The 20790-nt window shown below is 57.4% G+C and carries 20 protein-coding genes; 7 read left to right on the forward strand and 13 right to left on the reverse strand.

Annotated elements, in window-relative coordinates; genetic code table 11:
* Nucleotides 1-4: 4 nt before the first annotated feature.
* The 7 genes from ACN0WW_RS03395 to ACN0WW_RS03425 form a co-directional block, all read right to left on the reverse strand.
* On the reverse strand, nt 5-1210 hold the full coding sequence (locus ACN0WW_RS03395; RefSeq protein ID WP_417609389.1) for a serine hydrolase domain-containing protein: 1206 nt from the start codon (nt 1208-1210) through the stop codon (nt 5-7).
* A 14-nt stretch (nt 1211-1224) separates the two neighbouring features.
* Nucleotides 1225-2475, reverse strand: coding sequence for a class I SAM-dependent methyltransferase (locus ACN0WW_RS03400; RefSeq protein WP_417609391.1), 1251 nt, complete (start codon nt 2473-2475; stop codon nt 1225-1227).
* Nucleotides 2476-2539: 64 nt separating this feature from the next.
* A complete protein-coding gene (locus ACN0WW_RS03405; protein WP_417609393.1) occupies nt 2540-3334 on the reverse strand; it encodes an SDR family oxidoreductase in 795 nt (264 codons plus the stop codon).
* Nucleotides 3335-3475: 141 nt separating this feature from the next.
* Complete coding sequence (locus ACN0WW_RS03410) at nt 3476-4879, reverse strand: cryptochrome/photolyase family protein (protein ID WP_417609395.1); 1404 nt, start codon at nt 4877-4879, stop codon at nt 3476-3478.
* 14 nt (nt 4880-4893) lie between these two features.
* Nucleotides 4894-5886, reverse strand: coding sequence for a metal-dependent hydrolase (locus tag ACN0WW_RS03415; protein ID WP_417609397.1), 993 nt, complete (start codon nt 5884-5886; stop codon nt 4894-4896).
* Nucleotides 5887-6007: 121 nt separating this feature from the next.
* Nucleotides 6008-7039, reverse strand: a complete 1032-nt coding sequence (locus ACN0WW_RS03420) for a 2-oxoacid:ferredoxin oxidoreductase subunit beta (RefSeq protein WP_417609399.1) — start codon at nt 7037-7039, stop codon at nt 6008-6010.
* A complete protein-coding gene (locus ACN0WW_RS03425) occupies nt 7036-8925 on the reverse strand; it encodes a 2-oxoacid:acceptor oxidoreductase subunit alpha (RefSeq protein WP_417609401.1) in 1890 nt (629 codons plus the stop codon). The genes ACN0WW_RS03420 and ACN0WW_RS03425 overlap by 4 nt, the downstream gene beginning before the upstream one ends.
* Nucleotides 8926-9104: 179 nt before the next feature.
* Between ACN0WW_RS03425 and ACN0WW_RS03430 the strand changes: the two genes are divergently transcribed.
* The 3 genes from ACN0WW_RS03430 to ACN0WW_RS03440 are packed head-to-tail and all read left to right on the forward strand — an operon-like array spanning nt 9105 to nt 11551.
* A complete protein-coding gene (locus tag ACN0WW_RS03430) occupies nt 9105-10049 on the forward strand; it encodes an alpha/beta hydrolase (RefSeq protein WP_417609403.1) in 945 nt (314 codons plus the stop codon).
* A gap of 45 nt (nt 10050-10094) precedes the next feature.
* Complete coding sequence (locus ACN0WW_RS03435; RefSeq protein ID WP_417609748.1) at nt 10095-10580, forward strand: RNA pyrophosphohydrolase; 486 nt, start codon at nt 10095-10097, stop codon at nt 10578-10580.
* A gap of 20 nt (nt 10581-10600) precedes the next feature.
* Complete coding sequence (locus ACN0WW_RS03440; RefSeq protein WP_417609405.1) at nt 10601-11551, forward strand: DUF481 domain-containing protein; 951 nt, start codon at nt 10601-10603, stop codon at nt 11549-11551.
* 23 nt (nt 11552-11574) lie between these two features.
* Here the strand turns inward: ACN0WW_RS03440 and ACN0WW_RS03445 are convergent, their stop codons facing one another.
* The 4 genes from ACN0WW_RS03445 to ACN0WW_RS03460 form a co-directional block, all read right to left on the reverse strand.
* Entirely contained in the window at nt 11575-12105 is a 531-nt protein-coding gene (locus ACN0WW_RS03445; RefSeq protein WP_417609407.1) for a tetratricopeptide repeat protein, read from the reverse strand.
* 69 nt (nt 12106-12174) lie between these two features.
* Complete coding sequence (locus ACN0WW_RS03450; RefSeq protein WP_417609409.1) at nt 12175-13353, reverse strand: RsmB/NOP family class I SAM-dependent RNA methyltransferase; 1179 nt, start codon at nt 13351-13353, stop codon at nt 12175-12177.
* A gap of 89 nt (nt 13354-13442) precedes the next feature.
* Nucleotides 13443-14921 carry an IMP dehydrogenase gene (gene guaB / locus ACN0WW_RS03455; RefSeq protein WP_417609411.1) on the reverse strand — a complete coding sequence of 493 codons (1479 nt, stop codon included), beginning with the start codon at nt 14919-14921 and terminating at the stop codon, nt 13443-13445.
* 50 nt (nt 14922-14971) lie between these two features.
* Nucleotides 14972-16468, reverse strand: a complete 1497-nt coding sequence (locus ACN0WW_RS03460; protein ID WP_417609413.1) for a M28 family peptidase — start codon at nt 16466-16468, stop codon at nt 14972-14974.
* A gap of 102 nt (nt 16469-16570) precedes the next feature.
* Here ACN0WW_RS03460 and ACN0WW_RS03465 point away from each other — a divergent pair, with 102 nt between their 5' ends.
* On the forward strand, nt 16571-17536 hold the full coding sequence (locus ACN0WW_RS03465; protein WP_417609415.1) for an SPFH domain-containing protein: 966 nt from the start codon (nt 16571-16573) through the stop codon (nt 17534-17536).
* 25 nt (nt 17537-17561) lie between these two features.
* Nucleotides 17562-18041, forward strand: coding sequence for an NfeD family protein (locus ACN0WW_RS03470; protein WP_417609417.1), 480 nt, complete (start codon nt 17562-17564; stop codon nt 18039-18041).
* 31 nt (nt 18042-18072) lie between these two features.
* Here ACN0WW_RS03470 and ACN0WW_RS03475 read toward each other — a convergent pair whose 3' ends face one another.
* Nucleotides 18073-18636 (reverse strand): DUF937 domain-containing protein, encoded by a 564-nt coding sequence (locus tag ACN0WW_RS03475; protein WP_417609419.1) that lies wholly within the window; start codon nt 18634-18636, stop codon nt 18073-18075.
* A gap of 248 nt (nt 18637-18884) precedes the next feature.
* Here ACN0WW_RS03475 and ACN0WW_RS03480 point away from each other — a divergent pair, with 248 nt between their 5' ends.
* Entirely contained in the window at nt 18885-19250 is a 366-nt protein-coding gene (locus tag ACN0WW_RS03480) for a DUF3597 domain-containing protein (RefSeq protein ID WP_417609421.1), read from the forward strand.
* A 40-nt stretch (nt 19251-19290) separates the two neighbouring features.
* Nucleotides 19291-19956: a uracil-DNA glycosylase gene (locus ACN0WW_RS03485; RefSeq protein ID WP_417609423.1), complete on the forward strand. Its 666-nt coding sequence runs from the start codon at nt 19291-19293 to the stop codon at nt 19954-19956.
* On the opposite strand, the gene aguB is transcribed toward ACN0WW_RS03485, so the two are convergent.
* Complete coding sequence (gene aguB / locus ACN0WW_RS03490) at nt 19929-20777, reverse strand: N-carbamoylputrescine amidase (RefSeq protein WP_417609425.1); 849 nt, start codon at nt 20775-20777, stop codon at nt 19929-19931. The two genes, ACN0WW_RS03485 and aguB, sit on opposite strands and share 28 nt — an antisense overlap.
* Nucleotides 20778-20790: the final 13 nt, after the last annotated feature.

The following is a 20790-nucleotide window of genomic DNA, read 5'->3' on the forward strand; positions in this document are numbered from 1 at the left end:
CCGGTCAGCTTTCGGGCGCCGCTTCGCTGTCCAGATAGTTTTGCACCGCCTTGTAAAAGGCGTTGCGGGTTACTTTCTTGTCATCCGGCGAGGCGCGCGGCCAATTGCCATTGCCGGCAATCACCAGCTTGCGCTTCGGGTCGATGAAGATGCCCTGACCGAAGATCCCCTGCGCGGCATAGCTGCCGTCATCAAACGTCCACCACTGGTAGCCATAGCCCGCGCCGGGCCGGCCGATATCCGCCTGTTTGGTGCCAGCCTTGGCAAACCAGTCCTCGGGAACGACATATTTGCCCCCGATCTTGCCGCCATTCATCGCAAATTGACCAAATAGGGCGAAATCGCGAGTGGTTGCGGAGAGGCAGCAGCCGCCGATCTCTTTGCCACCGTCATTCAAAACCCAGGCCGCGTCCTGGGTCATGCCATAAGGCTTCCAGATTTTTTCCGAGAGATATTCGGAGAGCGACTTGCCCGTCGCCTTTGCTACCAGCACGCCGATCAAATTGGTCTCGCCGGTATTATATTGCCAGCGCGTGCCCGGTTCCGCTTCGTTGACCAGCGTTTTCATATAGAGAATGACCGGATCGACGCCATCTTTCGACTTGGTCGTATTGAACCGCGCGACATCGCTGTCCTTGTCCTCATAATCCTCGTTCCACTTCACCCCCGAGGTCATGGTGAGTAGCTGTTCAACGGTGACGCCGTCATAGCCGCTGCCTTTCAGTTCGGGGATATAATTGGTCAGCGGGTCATCCAAAGACTTGATATAGCCGTCCTTGATCGCCGCTCCGACCAGAGAGGAAACCAGCGACTTGGCGACCGAGAAACTGGTCCAGCGATCATCCGGACCAAAGTCCATCCGATATTCTTCCAACCTGACCTTGCCATCCTGCAGGATGACCAGTCCGGCCAGCCGCTGGTCCGCCATATATTCATCGATACTGACTTCGCCATTTTCGGTGGCCAGCGTCTTCGGAAAAGGCTTTCCCGCCGGCAGCGCATGGGCCTTCTCACCCGCTTCAATCGTCCGCGTGGTGGTCAGCACTTCCATCTGGCGGAAGGCATTGTCGCGCTGGTCCTGGGTCCAGAAAAGCACATTTTCGTCAGTCGGCAAACCAGCCACGCTGGCAGCCGCCTTCTGAACCTGTTCGCACGCGGTCAGGCTGATGCAGGCAACGCCCAGCATCGCCCATCTTCCCAAAAGTCTCATCACTCTCTCCCGTTTTATCGTTCTTTTATCAGTGTCACTTGGGCGACATCGATACCGCCGCCACGAAATCCGCCTTCACAATAGGTCAGATAATAGCGCCACAAGCGGACGAATTTATTGTCGAAACCGGCGGGCAGTTCGCCGCGGTCCACGACATCGTCAAACCGCTCGCGCCAGATTTTGAGAGTTTCCGCATAATCGAGACCGAAATTATTCTGATCGGTCCATTGCAAACCGCGTTCTTCCGCCAGAGCCCGGAACCGGCTCTCGGACAGCAGCATGCCGCCGGGAAAGATATAGGTCTGGATGAAATCAGCGCTCGCGGCATATTGGTCGAAAATATCATCGGCAATGCTGATATATTGCAGCGCCGCCCGGCCGCCGGGTTTCAGGTTGCGGGCAATACAATCGAGAAAATCCGGCCAATATTTCTGACCGACCGCTTCCACCATTTCGACGCTTGCGATCGCATCATATTGTCCGTCCACATCGCGGTAGTCCTGAATCAGGAACTGGGCTTCCGGATGGTGCTCCCGTGCCCATGCCGTCTGCTCGTCGGAAAGCGAAATGCCGGTCACCTTCAGACCATGTTTCCGCACCAGAGTCCCCGACAAATGGCCCCAGCCGCAGCCAATTTCCAGAGCAGTGTCGCCTGGCGCGGCGTTCAACCGCTCGGCGATCGCCGCCACCTTGGCTTCCTGCGCTTCTTCAAGTGAAGTCTCAGAATTCTCAAATAAGCCACTGGAGTAGCTCATTGTTTTGTCCAGCCATAGGGCATAGAAATCATTGCCGAGATCGTAATGATACTGGATATTCTGCCGCGCCCGCAGCTTGTTGTTGTTTCTCCGATTGTGGCGCATCCTGGCGATCAGCCTGAAAAAGCCTCCCGCCCGTCCGGTGTCTTTCAGGCCGGCGCGATTGCGGGTAAAAATGTCGAACACTTCGACCAGATCCGGGCTTTCCCATTCGCCCTTTTCCCACGCCCGATACCAGCCGATCGAACCGGAATTGACCAGCCGGAGCAACGCGTTCCAGCTGTGCAGCGTGATCCGCGCAGTGGGACCGTCGCCGCGTCCGCCCAGAACACGGGTGGTTCCGTCGGGCAATTGCCCCTCGAATGTTCCGTGATCCAGCCCCTCGTCGATCCGGTCCAATATCCGGTGGAAACCGGGCGCTGTCAGGCGCGCGAACAAGCCGCCGCCGGTTCCGAAGCGCTTGCGTGCATCAAGCAGATGTTTGCCTCTTTTGGGTGCCTGTGCATTCATGGCGCCATAATGGACCAGCGGCAAGTGCTTGGCAATGCGGAACTATCCCCTAATCGCACCCGATTCAGCCCTCATCCGCCTGCCCAGGCGCCGCTGCCGAACCCGCCAGAATTCCGCCATCGATATTCAATTCCGACCCGGTGATATAACCCGCTTCATCCGACGCCAGGAGAACCGCAATAGCCGCGACTTCGCTGGCCTCGCCGAAGCGTTGCAGCGGCGTGTCCTTGACCAGGGCGGCCTCCGTAGCAGCGCGTGCTTCGCCCTCACCCAGCATCGGCTCCCACATTGGCGTCATGATGGCAGCCGGATGGATCGAGTTGCACCGGATTTGCCAGCCCTGCTGCGCGCAATAGAGCGCCACGGACTTGCTATGATTGCGAATCGCGGCTTTGGACGAGGCGTAAGCCGCGGCTCCCGGTATGCCGACGAGCCCCGACCGCGAGGAGATATTGATGATCGACCCGGTGCCTTTTTCCTTCATCGCGCTGATCGCATAGCGGCAACCCAGAAAGGTGCCGTCAAGATTGACTCGATGCACCGCGCGCCAGTCCTCAAGCGACGCATGTTCGGGATCATGTGGCGCGAAGCCCCGCTCAAAACCGGTCACCCCGGCATTGTTGACGACGACATCCGTAACCGGGTGCAAGGCAGCCAGCCGCTCCCAGTCCGCTTCCTGCTCGACGTCCAGAGCGAGCGTCTCGCACCCGAGTTCCCCGCCGGTGGCCGTCAGGGCCTCGGCGTCACAATCGGTCAACAGCACCGTCGCGCCTTCGTCGACAAAGGCCTTGGCAATAGCTTTACCAATGCCGCGAGCAGCACCGGTGATAACGCAAAATTTTCCTGATAATCTGTGCATAAAAGATCCTGAATATAGGTGTCATATTATCCGGCCCGACGGACCGCATGGCAGCATTGATGTGCCTGATGGAGACCTATTTATTCATCGATCTGATATCCTTTTGCTCTGCGTACTTATTAGCGGTTCACGCGGCGGATTTCAATCCTCGCCCTGTTTGACCTGATCATAGGCATCAAGCGCACGTTGACGGCCTTCTTTATGCGCGATGATTTTGGCCGGATAGGACTCCGGCTTGCAGCCATGGTCTTCCGGATCGTGGATATAAGGATCATCAATATCGGCCAGTTCCGGCACCCAGCGACGGATATAGTCCCCGGCATCGAATTTCTCCGACTGGGTCAGTGGCGCCATGATCCGCACGAACATATTGCTGTCAACGCCGGTCCCCGACACCCATTGCCAGTTGACGCTGTTGGATCCGTAATCGGCGTCAACCAGCGTGTCCCAGAACCATAGCTCGCCCTCGCGCCAGTCGATCAGCAGATGCTTGATCAGAAAGCTCGCGGCAATCATCCGCACCCGGTTGTGCATCCAGCCGGTCGCCCAAAGCTCCCGCATTCCGGCATCGACAATGGGATAACCGGTCTTGCCGCCGCGCCAGGCCTTGAAGTCTTTTTGCACCGCCTCATCGTCCATATCCCGCCACGGCAGGGCGCGCATCTTCTCACGATAACTCTCGCTGCCATATTGCGGAAACTGGTCGATCACGTTCTGCGCATAGTCGCGCCAGACCAGCTCCTTGAGATAGGTTTCGACCTTGCTCCCCTGCCCGGCCAGCCGGTTCCAGACCGTCGCAGGGCTGATCTCGCCAAAATGCAGATGCGGCGACAGGCGAGACACCAGCGGCTCTGAAGGCAGATTGCGACCTTCATCATATTGCGCAGCCTTGTCCGCGAAATCCTCCAGATTGGCCTCGGCTCCCGCAGACCCGGGCTGCCAGTGGTCGCCGAAAGACACAGCCCAGTCCGGATTGGTCGGGAGCAGGTTCCAGTCGGCCAGCTCATCGCTATCCGGCCAGCTGTCGGGCGCAGCAAGACTGTCTGGCGCGGCCACCGCATCGGATGGCGGCATATATTCACGCAGAGACTTCCAGAACGGCGTGTAGATTTTATAGGGGTCGCCAGCGTTGGTGGTCACCGTTGCTGGCGGCAGCAGATAATTGCCGTCATGCAGCACCAATTCGGCATCATCGCCCAGAGCCTTGGTCAAAGCCCGCTCTGCATTTTTCCACCACGGCTCATAATGATGCAGAGCATGTACTTCCCCTGCCCCGGTCGATTTGACAATTTCGGCCAAATGCTCGGCCGCCACGCCCCGGCGCAGGATCAACCGCGACCCCAGATTTTTCAAACATGCTTCCATTTCTTCCACTGACCGGTGCAGCCACCAGCGCGAAGCCCCGCCCATAAGGCGGTGTTTGGGGGTTTCATCGTCGAGAATATAGACCGGAATGACCGGGCCTTTGGAGGCAGCTGCCGCGACAGCGGCCTGATCGGCCAGACGCAGGTCGCGGCGGAACCAGATGATGGTGGGTTTTGTCATGCCGTTGCAATGACTCAGGGAACAGAACGTTCCAACCTGTCTTTGTGGACATTGGCCCGGACGGTAAACCGGTCCCCCATCAGCGGATTCATGAAGCGTTGATCCTTAACCGTCACACGATCGCCGACCGCCGTCACCACCGGCATTCTCGACCAGAACAGAAAAGCGGCACCATCCCTGTTCGATCGCGCCACTTCAGCCGCCAGAACGTCGGCGTCGCCCCGAATCTTGTGCTCCGGCTCCAGCACAACATGGCCGAACAGGTCGAATGCTCCAGACCCATAAGCAGAGCGATCGCGCCACAATATCTCACGTTTCCAGAACAGCAGAGGAACCGGGTTTGCCACCACCATCGCATCACGCCGCTGCAAGACTTCCGCACGACCCGCCCCGGCCGCGCTATCGACCAGCACCTGTTTCGTCTCCGCTTCCGCCTTGCCGGTGATCAGCCCATTGGCAAAAATATAGGCACAAACCGCAGCAAAGCTGATCCACGCCGGACGCCGCCAGTCGCTGGCACCGCGCTTTTCCCGCCGCCGCGAAATCCACAAGCCCGCAATCAGCGCCACCCAGAGCCAGAGATCGATGATGAAGATACTGTCGCCATAAAACCATTGCGACGAAAACGGCTCGAGCAAGCGGATCCCATAGCTGTTGAGCCAGTCCAGCGCCGGATGGCTGAGGCAGCCGATATAGGCCAGCGCCAGCAGCCAGCCCTTGTGGATCGGCAACCGGTCCGCAGGCCGCTTGCCGCGCCTCGTCTGCCAGCGATCGAACCCAATCATGATGCCAGTGAGCAGCAACGGCAGCACCAGCATCGCAATTGGCCCATGCGTAATCCCCCGCCGGATCGCCAGATGCTGCACCCCATCAAGCAGCGTCGCCACCGCGTCGATATCGGGAATATTGGCGGCGATAATCAGCGTCGCCATGCCAAGCCCGGTCTTCTTCTTGAGGCCCATCTGGCCGAGAACGGCACCAGCGAGGCTGTGGGTCAGATTGTCCAAAAAATTTCCTCACACGAAGACTGGCAGAATTTACAATGCCTAGCGACGCAAATCGCTATTTACCAGCCGTTCCACGCCGCCATCTTAGCGCCTTCGTGTCTTCGTGCGAGCGCCAGAAACTTTACAGTCCCGGTCCATCCTCCGCCACCGTCCAGGTCTGGCCCTTGTTCAGCAGGCCCTGCAGATCCGGCTCCTTGCCAACCGATGCTGCTGCATTCTGCGCCACAACCGCCGCTTCAAACGTCGGCCGAGGATCGTCATAGAGCACGCCAAGCGCCATCGGAAACTCCCCGAACTGCATCTCAACCAGCATATGGGCGACCGAACGATTGGTGACGTCGTGCACGATCACACCAGCCGCTTCCCAGTCGCCATCAACAACGTCGACGACTTCCAGCTGCAGAGTCTTGTGGTTGAGCGTAATGCCTTTCGCCCCTTTGGCGAACAGCATCGGCTCTCCGTCAACGAGATGCAGCTGGGTATCAGCCGCGGTCTTCTTCGCCGCAAACTCCTCGAACACATCCTTGTTATAGACGATGCAGTTCTGGAAAATCTCGATGAACGAAGCGCCCTTGTGCGCATGCGCCGCTTTCAGCACATCCGGCAGTCCTTTGTGAACATCGATCCCGCGGGCAACGAAGCGCGCGCCAGCGCCCAATGCAAACGCACAGGGCGAAGCGGGCCGGTCAACCGAGCCATAAGGCGTGGACGGACTATGCGTGCCCTGCCGGCTGGTCGGCGAATATTGGCCCTTCGTCAGGCCGTAAATCTCGTTGTTGAACAGCATCAGCTGGCAGTCGAGATTGCGACGCAGCAGGTGCATCGTATGGTTGCCGCCGATCGACAGCGCGTCGCCGTCGCCGGTGATGATCCAAACGTCCAGCTCCGGATTGGCCAGCTTGACGCCTGTCGCAATCGCCGGAGCGCGACCGTGGATCGTGTGGAAACCATAGGTCTCCATATAATAAGGAAAACGCGAAGAGCAGCCGATGCCGCTGATGAACACGGTGTTCGAAGGGTCGGCCCCCAGATCAGGCATGGTCCGCTGGACCGCCTTGAGGATCGCATAGTCGCCGCAACCCGGACACCAACGCACTTCCTGATCGGTTTCCCAGTCTTTCAGCGTCGTCGTGATTTTGGTCATCTCGTTCATGACAGATTCTCCTCGATCGCGGCTTCAATTTCGGTGATAGTGAACGGCTGACCGGAAACCTTGTTTACCGGCTTTGCGTCGACCAGATATTGATCCCGCAAGATCGTTTTCAACTGTCCGGCATTCATTTCCGGCACAATGATCCGATCAAAGCTCTTGAGCAGTTCCCCAAGATTTTTCGGAAGCGGCCAGATGTTGCGAATGTGGATGTGGGCAACGTCCTTGCCAGCCCGCTCAGCCCGCAACACCGCCTGATGAATGGGGCCAAAGGTCGAACCCCAACCGACAACGCACAATTTCGCTCCGGCCTTGCCAAGGGCGATTTCCTGTTCCGGCACACTGTCGGCAACGCCAAGAACCTTGTCGCGCCGGATATCGGTCATCGTCTGGTGGTTCGCCGGACCATATTCGATATGACCGGTGCCCACACCCTTTTCGATGCCGCCAATGCGGTGCATCAGACCCGGCGTACCGGGCTTGATCCAGGGCCGTGCCAGCTTGTCATCGCGACCATAAGGCATCAGCGTGCCTTCCGGTTTCTCGGTCATGAAGCTGACCGGAAAACGCTCGAGCGTATCGATATCCGGAATTCTCCATGGCTCCGCAGCATTGGCGATATAGCCGTCGGTGAGTAGCATTACCGGGGTCATATATTGCACGGCAATACGGACCGCTTCGATAGCGCAGTAAAAGGCATCTTCCGGCGAACGGGCAGCAATCACCGGCATTGGTGCATCACCGTTCCGGCCATAGACGGCCTGATAGAGGTCGGACTGTTCGGTCTTGGTCGGCAGGCCAGTGGATGGTCCACCGCGCTGCGAATTGACGATCACCAGCGGCAATTCGGTCATGATCGCCAGGCCCATTGCCTCGCCTTTCAGGGCGATACCGGGACCGGACGACGAGGTGATGCCGAGGCTGCCAGCATAGCTGGCACCGATGGCGGCCGTGATCGCGGCAATCTCGTCTTCCGCCTGAAACGTGGTGACGCCAAATTCCTTAAGCCGCGAAAGATGATGCAGGATCGCAGACGCCGGCGTGATCGGATAGCCGCCAAAAAACATCGGCAATGCAGCAAGCCGCGCACCGGCGACGAGCCCGAGTGACAGGGATTCTGCTCCCGTTACCGTTCGATAGGTACCCGCTGCCGCTGGCGCTGCAGCAACCTTGTGATGTTGCAGGTGACCGCCGCCCAAACCGTCGCCGGAAATTTCGGCGGTTTCGCCATAGGCATGGCCAGCATTGAGCGCCGCGATATTGGCAGCCGCAACATCCGGCAGCTTGGCAAATTTGCTGTTCAGCCACTCTACGATCGGTTCGCGGTCGCGCTCGAACATCCAAAGCGCCAGGCCAAGCGTCCACATATTCTTGCAGCGCAGCGCTTCCTTGTTGCCGAGCCCGAATGGCTTTACCGCATCCAAAGTCAGCTGCGAAATATTGAGTTTGAGCAATTGCCACTTTGCGAGCGAGCCGTCTTCCAGCGGATTGCTGTCATAATGCGCCTTGTCGAGATTCCGTTTCCCGAATTCGCCTTCGTCCGCGATCACCAGACCACCGGGCCGAACCGCCTGGACATTGGTCTTCAGAGCGGCCGGGTTCATCGCGATCAATACATCTGGCTCATCACCAGCGGTTTCGATCGCCCGCGATCCGAAATTGATCTGAAAGGCGGAAACGCCGAATAACGTGCCTTGCGGCGCGCGGATTTCTGCCGGGAAATCGGGGAATGTGGCAAGGTCATTGCCGGCCAGCGCTGTCGAGAGTGTGAACTGCCCTCCGGTCAACTGCATCCCGTCGCCGCTATCGCCGGCGAAACGCACAACGACGTTTTCAGCGCCGTCGGGACTGGGGTTATTGGGTTCTTCCTGCTTCAACGCGGTGGCCATGATTAAACTTCCGTGCCTTATGTTATTATGCACGCCGCTGTAGAGCAGCAATGCGAGGGGCTTCAAACCACAAAAACTAATAGGGATAAAGCATTTGTTTGCCCATCCGATTCCGATTAGCGCTTGCCTAGTGAACGTGGCCTGATCTAATCGACCGGTTAAACGGCTGGAGATGACAGATGACTGACGCTTACGTACGCCCCGATGTGCAAATGATTTTGACCATGATGGAGCAATCGGACCAGCCACTGATGTCGGAAGTCGAACCGGCAGCTGCCCGCGAAATGTACAATGTGATGGCAGCGATGCTGGAGGCAGACGCCGTCGATCTCGCGCGCATCGAGAACATGTCTTGTCCCGGTCCGGCAGGCGATATTCCGCTCCGGCTATATGACAATCAGGCAGAGCGGGACGCGGAAACGCCGGTCATCGTCTTCTATCATGGCGGCGGTTTTGTGATTGGCGACCTCGAATCGCACCATAGTTTCTGCACCTATGTTGCGCGTGAGATGGACGTGCCAGTGATCGCCGTCGATTATCGGCTGGCTCCGGAAGCGCCCTTCCCTGCGGCGCCAGAGGACTGTCTGGCCGCGACCCGGTGGATCGCGGACAATCAGGAACAGCTCCAACTCAAAATCAGCGGTCTGATTCCTTGCGGCGACAGCGCCGGCGGAAATCTGGCACTGGTGGTCGGCCATGTACTGGCAACGCAGCCCGCTACAGTGCCCTTGACCGCACAATTTCCGATCTATCCCGCAACCCGGATGGATGCGGAAGGCGGATCGATGGACGAATTTGCCGAGGGCTTTCTGCTGACAAAGGAAAGCATGGACTATTTTGATCGCCAATATGCACCGAAAGACGATGATATTCGGGTGTCGCCGTATCTCGGCGATCTTTCGCTGTCGCCACCGACCGTATTGGTAACCGCTGGCCTCGACCCGCTTCGCGACCAGGGCCGCGAATATGCGGCTGACTTGATCCGCCACGGCGTGAATACCCATTTTCTGGAAATGCCCGGCAACGTGCATGGTTTCATCAATATCCGCAAAGCCGTGCCTTCTGCCGCGCAGGATGTCGACAAGATGATTGCCGCCTGGAAGACTTTGATCAACTCGCTGTAATCATGAATTTCAACCCCGCCGAGAATTTCAGAAAGGCATAGTACAATCGACTATAGTGCACTCCCATATCGCCCCTGTGCCGGTATCATGCTCGCCAACCGTGATGGCCGCGTATTTGTCGGCCAAAGGCTGGATGCTGCTGACAGCAACTATCCGGATGCATGGCAGATGCCGCAAGGCGGAATTGACGAAGGCGAAGATGCCGAGACTGCTGCTTTACGCGAGCTTCAGGAGGAAACCGGCGTCGCTCCCGAGCATGTTCACATCATTGGCCGCAGCACAGAAGAATATCTCTACGACCTGCCTGACGAATTGCTCGGCAAAATCTGGAAGGGCAAATATCGGGGCCAGCGCCAAAGCTGGTTCCTGATGCGGTTCACCGCGCAAGACGATCACATCGACATACAAACCGAGCACCCGGAGTTTGTTGACTGGAAGTGGGTCGATCCCGCAGACTTGCCAGACTTGATCGTTCCCTTCAAAAGGGACCTGTACCGGGCAGTATTGAAAGAATTTCTGCCGCTGATCTAGTAGTAGTAAGCAGGATTTTTATGTTCAGACCAGCGTTCACCACCGCCATATTGGTCGCGGCAGGCCTATCTGCGCCCGCCGCGGCGGCCCTGCCGGACCCTGTCCGGGCCATGCTCGATGCCGCGATCGCATCCGGAAACAAGCAGGATGTGGCGGCAGTAGCGAAAGTCGCCAAAGCAACAAATCCGGAGGATGTTGCGGAGATCGACTCGATCGTTGCCGACTATAATCGCAAGCTCGCAGCACAGGCCGCTGCCTCACTGCGCGAAAAGCAGGAGGCTGGTTTTTTTGAAAACTGGAAGGGGCAAGGCGAGCTTGGTGGGTCTCGTTCTACCGGCAATACCAGGAATCTTGGTCTTTCGGGTGGCCTGAAACTGGTCAAAGATGCGGTAAAATGGCGGCTCAATTTCCAGGCGCGCGCCGATTATGAACGCAACAATGGCAAAACAACACGCGATCAACTCAGCGCCACGATCGAGCCGAATTACAAGTTCAACAAGGGCCTTTACGCCTATGGCCTGGCACAATTTGAGCGTGACAGATTTCAGGGATTTACGGCTCGCTACACTGTATCGGGCGGGCTGGGTTATGAGGTCGTCAAAACCAAGGACCTGCGTCTGGCGGTGAAGGCCGGCCCTGCGCTGCGGATCACCGATTTTGTCAACGGAGACTCCCGAAGCAGCCTGGCCGGTCTGGTGGGAGTTGATTTCGACTGGAAAATCTCGGACAATGTGAAATTCTCGCAAGACGCAGGCGGCACCTGGGCGAGTGATGCTCAGGGATTCACCTCAGCCGTTGCGGTCTTCGAAAGCGGCAACACCACTCTGAATGCGACATCGGCACTGGATGCCAAGCTGATTGGTGCACTTTCAGCACGGATTTCCTATACCATCGAACATGAGACAAATCCGCCGGTCGGCCGTGCCAAGACAGACACGATCAACCGTGCTACCCTGGTTTATGATTTCTGATATTATGGGCGAAAGCCGATTTGTCAGGGCGTTTCGGTAACCGGCTCTTCATCGCCAACTTTGGGCTTTGGCGTCACTGCCGCGGCCGAGAGCACGGGTTTTTCTGCCGCTACCTTGATTGCTGATGCAAGCTGTTCGGTCTGCGCGCAGCGCGACCGGCACAGGGTTTCAATCCGCGACAGGTTCACTCTGGCCTTCTCGACGGCGCCTCGCTGGATGAGAGCCTCACCCTGCCCGGCCAGCGCATCGAGATTATTCGGATCAAGAATGAGCGCTTCCCGATAGAGGCGGATCGCCTTGCCCGGCAGGTCCTGCACCCGGGCGATTTGGGCCAGGGCTATGAAGGCCGAGCCGTTGCGCGGGTCCACGGCGAGAGATGTTTCATAGAGATCTGCTGCGAGATCGAGTTCACCACGTTTTTGTGCCGCTTCGCCCATTTGCATATATTCAACCGAGCGCTGCTTGATCTCGATATCGGCAGACTGGCCGAAACCGGCGCTGGAAACGGTAGCAAAAACAAGGGACAAGGCGACAACAGCCGGTGAAAAACGCATAATCAACTCCAATAAGCTCTCGCGATCATAGCCAGACTCAGCTGCATGCTGGCTTAACATGTTTTGCTATCACAGTTTTTCGAGACAGGTAAAATAAAAGCCATCCGTTCCATCGTGGTGCGGTGAAAGAAGCATACCTTTACGATATTGACGGCCAATCGGCAAATCAATCGATATTTCCTGCCACTCGGGATGATCTGCCAGAAACCGGACAGCCTGGTCACCGCCCTCGGCATCGAGTAGTGAACACACTGCATAGACGAGACGTCCTCCCGGCTTCACCAGTTCGCTCCCGAGAACCATCAATCTTTGCTGCAATTCGGTAGTATGATCCAGCCGTTTCGGGGTCATCCGCCAACGCAGTTCAGGGTTCCGGCGCCAGGTGCCCGTGCCGCTGCAAGGCGCGTCAATCAGAACGAGGTCACACCGCGAACGCAGGTGGCTAACGGCTTCCATTTCCTCACCCGGAGCAAGCAAAACCGTCTCGATATTCCGGGCATCCGCTCTCCGCTTGCGAGGCTCGATCCGGCTTAGCCGCCCGCGATCCGTGTCCGCTGCGATTATTTTGCTATCGGGCGGAAGCATTGCTGACAAAGCAAGTGTCTTGCCGCCTGCCCCGGCGCATAGATCCAGAGCCAGTTTGGGCTTCGCGGCTGCGCTGGCCGCCGCGATCGCCTGACTCCCCAGATCCTGAATTTCCAAAGCGCCCTCACGGAACAGCGCCGTGTCTTCCAGCTTGGTGCCAGCCGCCAGCTCGTAAGCATTTGGAAGCGTCAGTGTGACAGCATCCGGCCAAGCCGACTTGACATCTATATCCGTGGAACGGCGACCATTCACCCGGATATGCAGAGGCGCTCTGTCAAACAGCGCTTTGCGCTCTGTCTCGTCAATGAGGCTGGCGAACTTGGCCGTCAGCCAATCCGGAATTTGCGGACCGGTCGCAACTGGCTCATCGCCTCCGATGGCAGCAGGGCCATAGTTCGCGCCCGAAAAAAGCTCCTGCAGTTCCGGCTGTTCTGCCACCAGTCCCAGCATGGCTTGCCTGCCGCTTTCAGGTCGGTCGCCCCAGCGCCTGATCGCCGTATAGACATGCTCACGAATGGCCCGACGATCTCCGGACCCTGCGTAACGCCGTTCCTTGAAAAACTTTTTGGCAATATTGTCCGCAGACGCGCCATTGTCGCGAGCAGCGGCGATGATCCAGTCGAGCAGCTCGATTGCAGCCTGAAGTCTCGCTGCAGGGGTCATCGATCAATCCGATCTTCGGCCTGGCCGACCGGCCAGACAAACATTGGCAGGAATATCTTGGCTTCGATCACGCGCGGCCTCTCGGGGCCTTATCGCGTAGGATAATTGGGTGCCTCTCTGGTGATCGAAACGTCATGTACATGGCTTTCCTGCAATCCGGCGTTGGTAATCCGGACAAACTCAGCACGATCGCGCAAATCTTCGAGTGTTGCAGAACCGGTGTAGCCCATCGCCGCCTTCACGCCGCCAACCAGTTGATGAATTACGTCGCGCGCCGGTCCCTTGAACGGGACCTGCCCTTCAATCCCTTCCGGTACCAGTTTCATCTGGTCGGTGATATCCTGCTGGAAATAACGATCCGCCGATCCACGCGCCATGGCGCCGACCGAACCCATGCCGCGATAGCTTTTATAGGCTCGCCCCTGATAGAGAAACGTTTCGCCCGGCGCCTCTTCCGTACCAGCCAGCAACGATCCGATCATCACCGCAGATGCGCCGGCAGCCAACGCTTTGGCCACGTCACCCGATGTTCGCAATCCGCCATCGGCTATGACCGGGATACCCGATTTTTCGGCTTCTTCGGCGCAGTCCATGATTGCGGTCAGTTGGGGTACACCGACGCCAGCAACAACGCGGGTCGTGCAGATCGAGCCAGGACCGATACCCACCTTGATTCCGTCTGCGCCAGCATCAATCAGGGCCCGGGTGGCAGCGGCTGTCGCGACATTGCCAGCAATGACCTGAACGCCGTTCGACCGCTTTTTGACCTCTTCCACCGCCCGCGACACCATCGCGCTGTGGCCGTGTGCCGTGTCGATAACGATCAAATCGCACTCAGCATCAATCAGCGCCTGGGTTCGCTCCAGACCACTGTCGCCGACCGTCGAAGCAGCAGCCACCCGTAACCGCCCGGATTCATCCTTGGTGGCGTTGGGATAGGTAACCGCTTTCTCGATATCCTTGACCGTGATCAGGCCGACGCAACGATAATGCTCGTCCACCACCAGCAATTTCTCGATCCGCCGCTGGTGCAAGGTGCGCCGCGCTTCCTCCTGGCTCACACCGGCAGGAACCGTAGCGAGATTATCCTTGGTCATCAGCTCGGAGATCTGCTGTTTCGGATTTTCCGCGAAACGGACATCGCGATTGGTCAGAATGCCAACCAGCTTGCCCGATTTCTCGACCACAGGAATGCCGGATATCCGGTTTTGCTGCATCGTCGCCTGCGCTTCGGCAAGCGTTGCTTCCGGGGCAATTGTGATTGGGTTGACCACCATGCCTGACTCAAAGCGCTTCACCTGCCGCACCGCAGCCGTCTGCTGCTCGATCGTCAGGTTCCGGTGCAGCACGCCAATCCCGCCCATTTGCGCCATCACGATCGCCATGTCGGACTCGGTCACCGTATCCATGGCCGAGGAAAGAACCGGAATATTCAGACCGATCAGTTTGGTCAGACGGGTTTTTGTGTTGGCCTGGCTCGGCACAATCTCGGATGCAGCCGGCTGCAAAAGGACATCGTCAAAAGTCAGTCCCAATCGAATTTCTTTTTGTATGCCCGGCCTGCTCATGATCGCCACTTTCCGATATCGTGAATGTGATTCTGTGGCGGCCCATGTAATCAGTTATCGGCGGAACCGCTAGTGGCTATTCCCGGATAAGTCGTCGTGGAAGAAAAATAATTGCCCAGCGCGACGTGAAAATTCGCGTCAGCCGCAGCTCCGGTCAGAACCAGACTATCATTCGCTTCGTCGGTGACGTCGTGATAGGCGCCATCAAGAAAGGCTTGGAGCGACTCCTCATCGGCAAATGCACTGGTGATCATATAGGCGGGCACGCCCCGCTCGAGAAACACATAGCCGTCCTGGCGTTTCACATACGCATTCCCTTTTCCGCTTTGATCAATGTCCCGTCCCTCCTCCTCGGCGACGAGCGCGATATCGCTGTCCAATGATGACCTGCCCATTCCGACGACCGCAATCTCCTGACCACTGCCAGAGAGCGCGACCGTATCCGCATTGAATACAGCCTTGAATGTTTGCAGCGGAACAGGCGGATGGTTCGCGAAGGCTTCCGCCCCGAGCAGGCCTTTTTCCTCAGCAGTAGTGGCCAGGAAAAATATGTCGCGATCGTGCTGATCGGCCGATAGCCGCTTGGCTGTTTCTATGAGGAGCGAGATGCCGCTGGCATTGTCGACCGCGCCATTGCAGATCCTGTCTTTGTCAGGATCAAGGGGGTCTTCGGACCGGCAGATACCGAAATGATCCCAGTGCCCCAGGAACAACAAGGCGCCGCTTTTCGGGTCAGTGCCGGGAATTTTCCCGATCACATTGTGCGAAATATAAGACCGGACCTGCGTCTCAGCTTTGGCGGCGGCGTTCAGGCCAAGCTCGATCACCGCCAGCTCATCTCTGTCAGCGAGCAGGCGCTCTGGATCCTGGCCCGATTTCCGCATCAGCTTCTGGAATTGATCGAAGCTGATGACTCCTTCCAGCTCCGCATGATTTTCAGGATCAGCGAGGGCGGTGGACGCGCGCTGGAAAAATCGCTGAAATCTGGTCCACCGGTCCTGATCATCCAGAACCGTAATCACGCCAACCGCTCCATCCTGAAGCAGCTTTGCCTTGCGATTGCGAAAATCCGGAACCCGGCCGCTATCGTCGCGCGGCTTCCGCGGCAGCAACACGAGCTTACCGGTCACCGCCGGTTCATACTGACCGTGCTCGGCATAACCGACAAAAACGACCGGGATAGCGGATTGATGGTAACTGGACTCTCTGCTCCGCAAGACAATATCGTCCTGCTCAACCCGCACTCTCTGGTGACTATTGCTATCAGTCAGCGCTAGCCGATAGGATTGCGGCGTCCGCACCGTCAGAGTTACCGGAGCATACCACGAACCATCCGTTCCGGCGGGTCTGAAGCCAGCCTTCGACCATTGCGTGGCGATATAGTTGACGGTCTTATTTTCACCAGCGGTGCCAGGTTCGCGTCCCTCAAATTCATCGCTGGCGAGAATTTCGATATGCCGGCGCAAATCTGCTTCGCTAATGTCCTGGGAACGCGCCGCTCCCGACAACATCAGACCAAAAACGAACAACCCGGCAGACAAACGCATCACCCTTACAACCTCTTACTCAGCACAGAAACTTCGCTTTTCTCTTGGCATTATGCGGCAAATAATCAATGCTTATGAGACGGGTCGCAGAGGAGAATGAAAATGGGCGTTTCGCTGCTATTGTTGGTGCTTTTGGTCATCATCATCTATCTTTTTGCGAGTATCAAGATAGTCCGCCAGGGCCATCAATATACCATAGAATATTTCGGCCGCTTCACAACGACAGCGCAGCCGGGGTTCAACTTTTATCCCGCATTTCTCTATCGCGTCGGCCGCAGGGTCAACATGATGGAGCAGGTTCTGGATATTCCGGGTCAGGAAATCATCACCAGGGACAATGCGATGATCTCCACCGACGGCGTGGTGTTCTTTCAAGTCCTGGATGCGGCGAAGGCCGCCTATGAAGTCAACGATCTGTACAACGCAATTCTCAATCTTGTGACCACCAATCTTCGCACCGTTATGGGCTCCATGGATCTGGACGAAACATTGTCCAAGCGCGACGAAATCAACGGCCGGCTTCTGGTTGTAATCGATGATGCCACAACGCCTTGGGGGATCAAGATTAACCGCGTCGAGATCAAAGACATCCGTCCACCGCAGGATATTATCAACGCGATGGCCCGACAAATGAAGGCGGAGCGCGAAAAACGCGCCAATATCCTGGATGCGGAAGGCGCGCGCGCTTCTGAAATTCTCCGGTCCGAAGGTGAAAAGCAGGGCCAGATATTACAAGCCGAAGGCCGGAAGGAAGCTGCATTTCTGGATGCCGAAGCCCGCGAACGCGAAGCACAGGCTGAAGCGAAGGCCACGCAGATGGTGTCCGAGGCCATTGCCGGCGGCAATGCTCAGGCAATCAACTATTTTGTTGCTCAAGACTATGTGAAGGCAGTCGGGAAATTCGCCACATCGCCCAATGCCAAGACCATATTGTTCCCGGTTGAAGCGACCCAGCTCATTGGAACATTGGGTGGAATCGGAGCGTTGACCAAAGAAGCGCTGGGCGAGAATAGCGAGATATTCGCACCGCCGCCGCGCCGGGGGCCGTTCGACAATCAGGACAAATAATCTCGAAAGCTAGCAAGGCATAGCCATGGATGATTTCACTATCAGCAATCCGGAATATGTCTGGCTCGGCCTCGCCGCGTTATTGGCGCTGGCCGAGCTATTCGTTCCAGGCGTCTTTCTGATTTGGGTTGCGGCTGCTGCGGCCGTAACCGGCATTCTGTCCCTGTTCATCGACCTGACCTTTGCCGGACAGCTCACCGCGTTTGGCCTCTCGACAATAATCGCGGTGCTGGGCGGCCGGCGCTGGTATCTCACGCATGTTGTCGAGAGCGATAATCCGCTGCTGAACAACCGTTCGGCGCAATTGATCGGAAAAACGGTCACCGTCGTCGAGACGGTTTCAGCGAATGGCGGCCGCGTCAAAGTCGGCGACGGAGAATGGCCTGCCAAAGGCCCGAAAATGGCCAAAGGAACAATCGCGAAAATCGCAGCGGTGGAAAACGGAATTCTCTGTCTGGAGGCGGTCGACGATCCCGATCAGGTAACAGCTGCCGCCACTAGTTGAAGGGATCCGCCGCAGCCTCTGCTCGCCAAATCTAGCGCGCCAGCTTCCCGGCCATGCCAATGATGTCGTCAAGCGGATTGCCGTCGCCATTCAGGTCAAGCAGCGATCCCAGACCGCCGGCAGATGCCTTGCCTCCGCCCAGCAGTCCGCCGATCAGGCCGCCAAGCCCGCCCCCGTTGCCAGCACTGTCACCAGCCTGTTTAGCCATATATCCAGCGACCATCATCGCTACCATCGGCAGCATTTTCTTGAGCAGATCACTGCTGATCCCGGTTTGCTGTTCCGCACCGGCAGCAACGGTCCGGCTTACTTCCTTCGAACCGAAAATCTGCCCCAGCACATCATTGCCCTTGGCGACTGGCGTTGGCTCCGTTCCCAGCACACTGTCGAGCAGGCCGCCTCCGCCCAGTTGCACAAGCAAGCCGCCCAATCCATCCAGGCCGCCCGGCTGCGCTTGTGTGGTTTTCTTGAAACCGCCCAATATGGCCGGCAACAGGGCAGCAGTACCAGCTTCCGCCACGCTTTCGCTGACGCCGAGTTCCTTTGCCATCGTGCCGATCCCGCCCGACTGCTGTAATATGTTGATGATATTCATTGTCACTCTCCTCGCCATCATCATGGCATGTACTGATTCCGTTACTTTCTCGCGCTCTAGCACAATCTTTGCAAAAAAAGCCACTAATCGGCAGAGTTACAAGTGTTTACAGAGAAATCACGGCATCCGTTCGTTTAGAAACGACAACAGCAATTGACTCCGGGGCCACGAACACCGAGATGATTACATGAAGGCGTAGCAATGCAAAAGCTGATCAGCGATTTCCCCAATTTGTAGAGGAGCAGAATATGAGTATTTTTGGAAAAATCAAAAACGCAATCTTTGGCAAGGAAGCCAAGGCCGAGGAACCCAAAGTCGCAGTAACCCCTGTAACGGCTGCCCCTGCCCATCGCGCGGCAATCAGCGAAGTTGATGTCGCCGAAAGGCTCGACAATATTCCTGGCTCCGACAAGCTTAACTGGCGGACGTCGATTGTCGACCTGATGAAGCTCGTTCAGATCGACGCGAGCTACGAAAATCGCAAAGAACTGGCGCAGGAACTTGGCAATGCCGATTATAGCGGATCGGCTGAAGACAATATCCTGCTGCACAAGCAGGTGATGAACAAGATCGCTGAAGCGGGCGGTATCGTTCCGGCCGAACTGAAAGATTAATCATCTGGACCACAGGTCCAATTGAACATAGGCGGGGGCTGTGAGCGATCATGGCCCCCTTCCTTTTGCCGAACCCCCATATGGCTGTCGGCGGTGTCCGCGTTTGGTCACTCTGCGCAAATCGCTACGCAAGACAAAGCCTGACTGGTGGAACGGACCGGTTCCCGCTTTTGGCGATCCAGAGGCCTGGCTGGCCGTCGTTGGCCTGGCACCGGGCAAGGAAGGCGCAAACCGGACAGGACGGCCGTTCACCGGCGACGCCTCCGGCGAAATGCTGTTCGCGACCCTTACCAAATTCGGTTTCGTACAAGGCGAATTCGCAAATGACCCAAGCGACGGGATTGCGCTCGATGGCGCGATCATTCTGAACGCAGTCAAATGCCTGCCACCGGAAAACAAGCCAACCGGAGCCGAGGCGAATAACTGTCGCGATTTTCTGAAAAAGGCAATCCGCGCCCTGCCCAATTTGCGGGTCATCCTGGCTCTTGGTAAAATCGCCCATGATAATTTGATCCGGATGGAAGGCCTGAGACTGGCGGACCATAAATTCAGCCATGGCGCCGATCACCAGTTACCGGATGGCCGCATCCTCATCGATAGCTACCATTGCAGCCGATATAATGTGAATACGGGCCGTTTGACGGCGGCGATGTTTGAGCGTGTGTTTGAGCAGACGGTCTATCTGTCTTCCACTAACCGGCCGTAAAGCTCCGGTCGCCGATCCCGGAAGAATCCCATGCCCGCCCGGTGCTTGCGCGCCTCGGCAAGGTCGAAAGATGCGATCAGCACGCCGGTTTCATCCGATCCATATTGCCGGATCAGATCACCCCATTGGTTGGCGATAAAGCTGTGCCCGTAAAATGCCTGCCCTTGCTCGATGCCAATGCGGTTGCTGGCAACAATCGGCATACAGTTGCTAACCGCATGTCCCTGCATCGCACGACGCCACATCCGGCTGGTGTCAAACTCGGCATCATATGGCTCTGACCCGATCGCGGTTGGATAGAATAATATTTCTGCGCCCATAAGAGCCATCGCCCGCGCTGTTTCCGGGTACCACTGATCCCAGCATATCCCGACTCCGATCCGAGTACCGAAAATATCCCAGACCTTGAAACCGGTATTGCCCGGGCGGAAATAGAATTTTTCCTCGTAACCCGGCCCATCGGGGATATGACTTTTCCGATATACGCCCATGATCTCGCCGTCCGGACCGATCATCGCCAGACTGTTGTAATGATGCGGCCCGTCCTGCTCAAAAAAGCTGGCCGGAATTGCGACGCCATATTGTTTGGCGAGCTTTTGCATAGCCAATACCGGACGGCTCTCCCCGACCGGTTGCGCCAGCGCGAACAGCGCTTCATCCTCGGTCTTGCAAAAATAGGGACCTGCAAACAGCTCCGGCGGCAGAATGATCTGCGCGCCCTGCTCTGCGGCTTCCGCGACAAGGCCGCTTACCGCCTCAATATTTGGCTCTTCATCATCGGCCAAGGCCAATTGCAGGGCCGCTACGCATATATTGGTCATAGCGGCCCTGTTA

This window comes from Parasphingorhabdus sp. (assembly GCF_048269865.1).
GTDB lineage: Bacteria > Pseudomonadota > Alphaproteobacteria > Sphingomonadales > Sphingomonadaceae > Parasphingorhabdus.

Coding starts and splice junctions, on each gene's coding strand:
- ACN0WW_RS03395 (WP_417609389.1), bottom strand. CDS start 1,210: ATGAGACTTTTGGGAAGATGGGCGATGCTGGGCGTTGCCTGCATCAGC.
- ACN0WW_RS03400 (WP_417609391.1), bottom strand. CDS start 2,475: ATGAATGCACAGGCACCCAAAAGAGGCAAACATCTGCTTGATGCACGC.
- ACN0WW_RS03405 (WP_417609393.1), bottom strand. CDS start 3,334: ATGCACAGATTATCAGGAAAATTTTGCGTTATCACCGGTGCTGCTCGC.
- ACN0WW_RS03410 (WP_417609395.1), bottom strand. CDS start 4,879: ATGACAAAACCCACCATCATCTGGTTCCGCCGCGACCTGCGTCTGGCC.
- ACN0WW_RS03420 (WP_417609399.1), bottom strand. CDS start 7,039: ATGAACGAGATGACCAAAATCACGACGACGCTGAAAGACTGGGAAACC.
- ACN0WW_RS03425 (WP_417609401.1), bottom strand. CDS start 8,925: ATGGCCACCGCGTTGAAGCAGGAAGAACCCAATAACCCCAGTCCCGAC.
- ACN0WW_RS03430 (WP_417609403.1), top strand. CDS start 9,105: ATGACTGACGCTTACGTACGCCCCGATGTGCAAATGATTTTGACCATG.
- ACN0WW_RS03440 (WP_417609405.1), top strand. CDS start 10,601: ATGTTCAGACCAGCGTTCACCACCGCCATATTGGTCGCGGCAGGCCTA.
- ACN0WW_RS03445 (WP_417609407.1), bottom strand. CDS start 12,105: ATGCGTTTTTCACCGGCTGTTGTCGCCTTGTCCCTTGTTTTTGCTACC.
- ACN0WW_RS03450 (WP_417609409.1), bottom strand. CDS start 13,353: ATGACCCCTGCAGCGAGACTTCAGGCTGCAATCGAGCTGCTCGACTGG.
- guaB (WP_417609411.1), bottom strand. CDS start 14,921: ATGAGCAGGCCGGGCATACAAAAAGAAATTCGATTGGGACTGACTTTT.
- ACN0WW_RS03460 (WP_417609413.1), bottom strand. CDS start 16,468: ATGCGTTTGTCTGCCGGGTTGTTCGTTTTTGGTCTGATGTTGTCGGGA.
- ACN0WW_RS03465 (WP_417609415.1), top strand. CDS start 16,571: ATGGGCGTTTCGCTGCTATTGTTGGTGCTTTTGGTCATCATCATCTAT.
- ACN0WW_RS03470 (WP_417609417.1), top strand. CDS start 17,562: ATGGATGATTTCACTATCAGCAATCCGGAATATGTCTGGCTCGGCCTC.
- ACN0WW_RS03475 (WP_417609419.1), bottom strand. CDS start 18,636: ATGAATATCATCAACATATTACAGCAGTCGGGCGGGATCGGCACGATG.
- ACN0WW_RS03480 (WP_417609421.1), top strand. CDS start 18,885: ATGAGTATTTTTGGAAAAATCAAAAACGCAATCTTTGGCAAGGAAGCC.
- aguB (WP_417609425.1), bottom strand. CDS start 20,777: ATGACCAATATATGCGTAGCGGCCCTGCAATTGGCCTTGGCCGATGAT.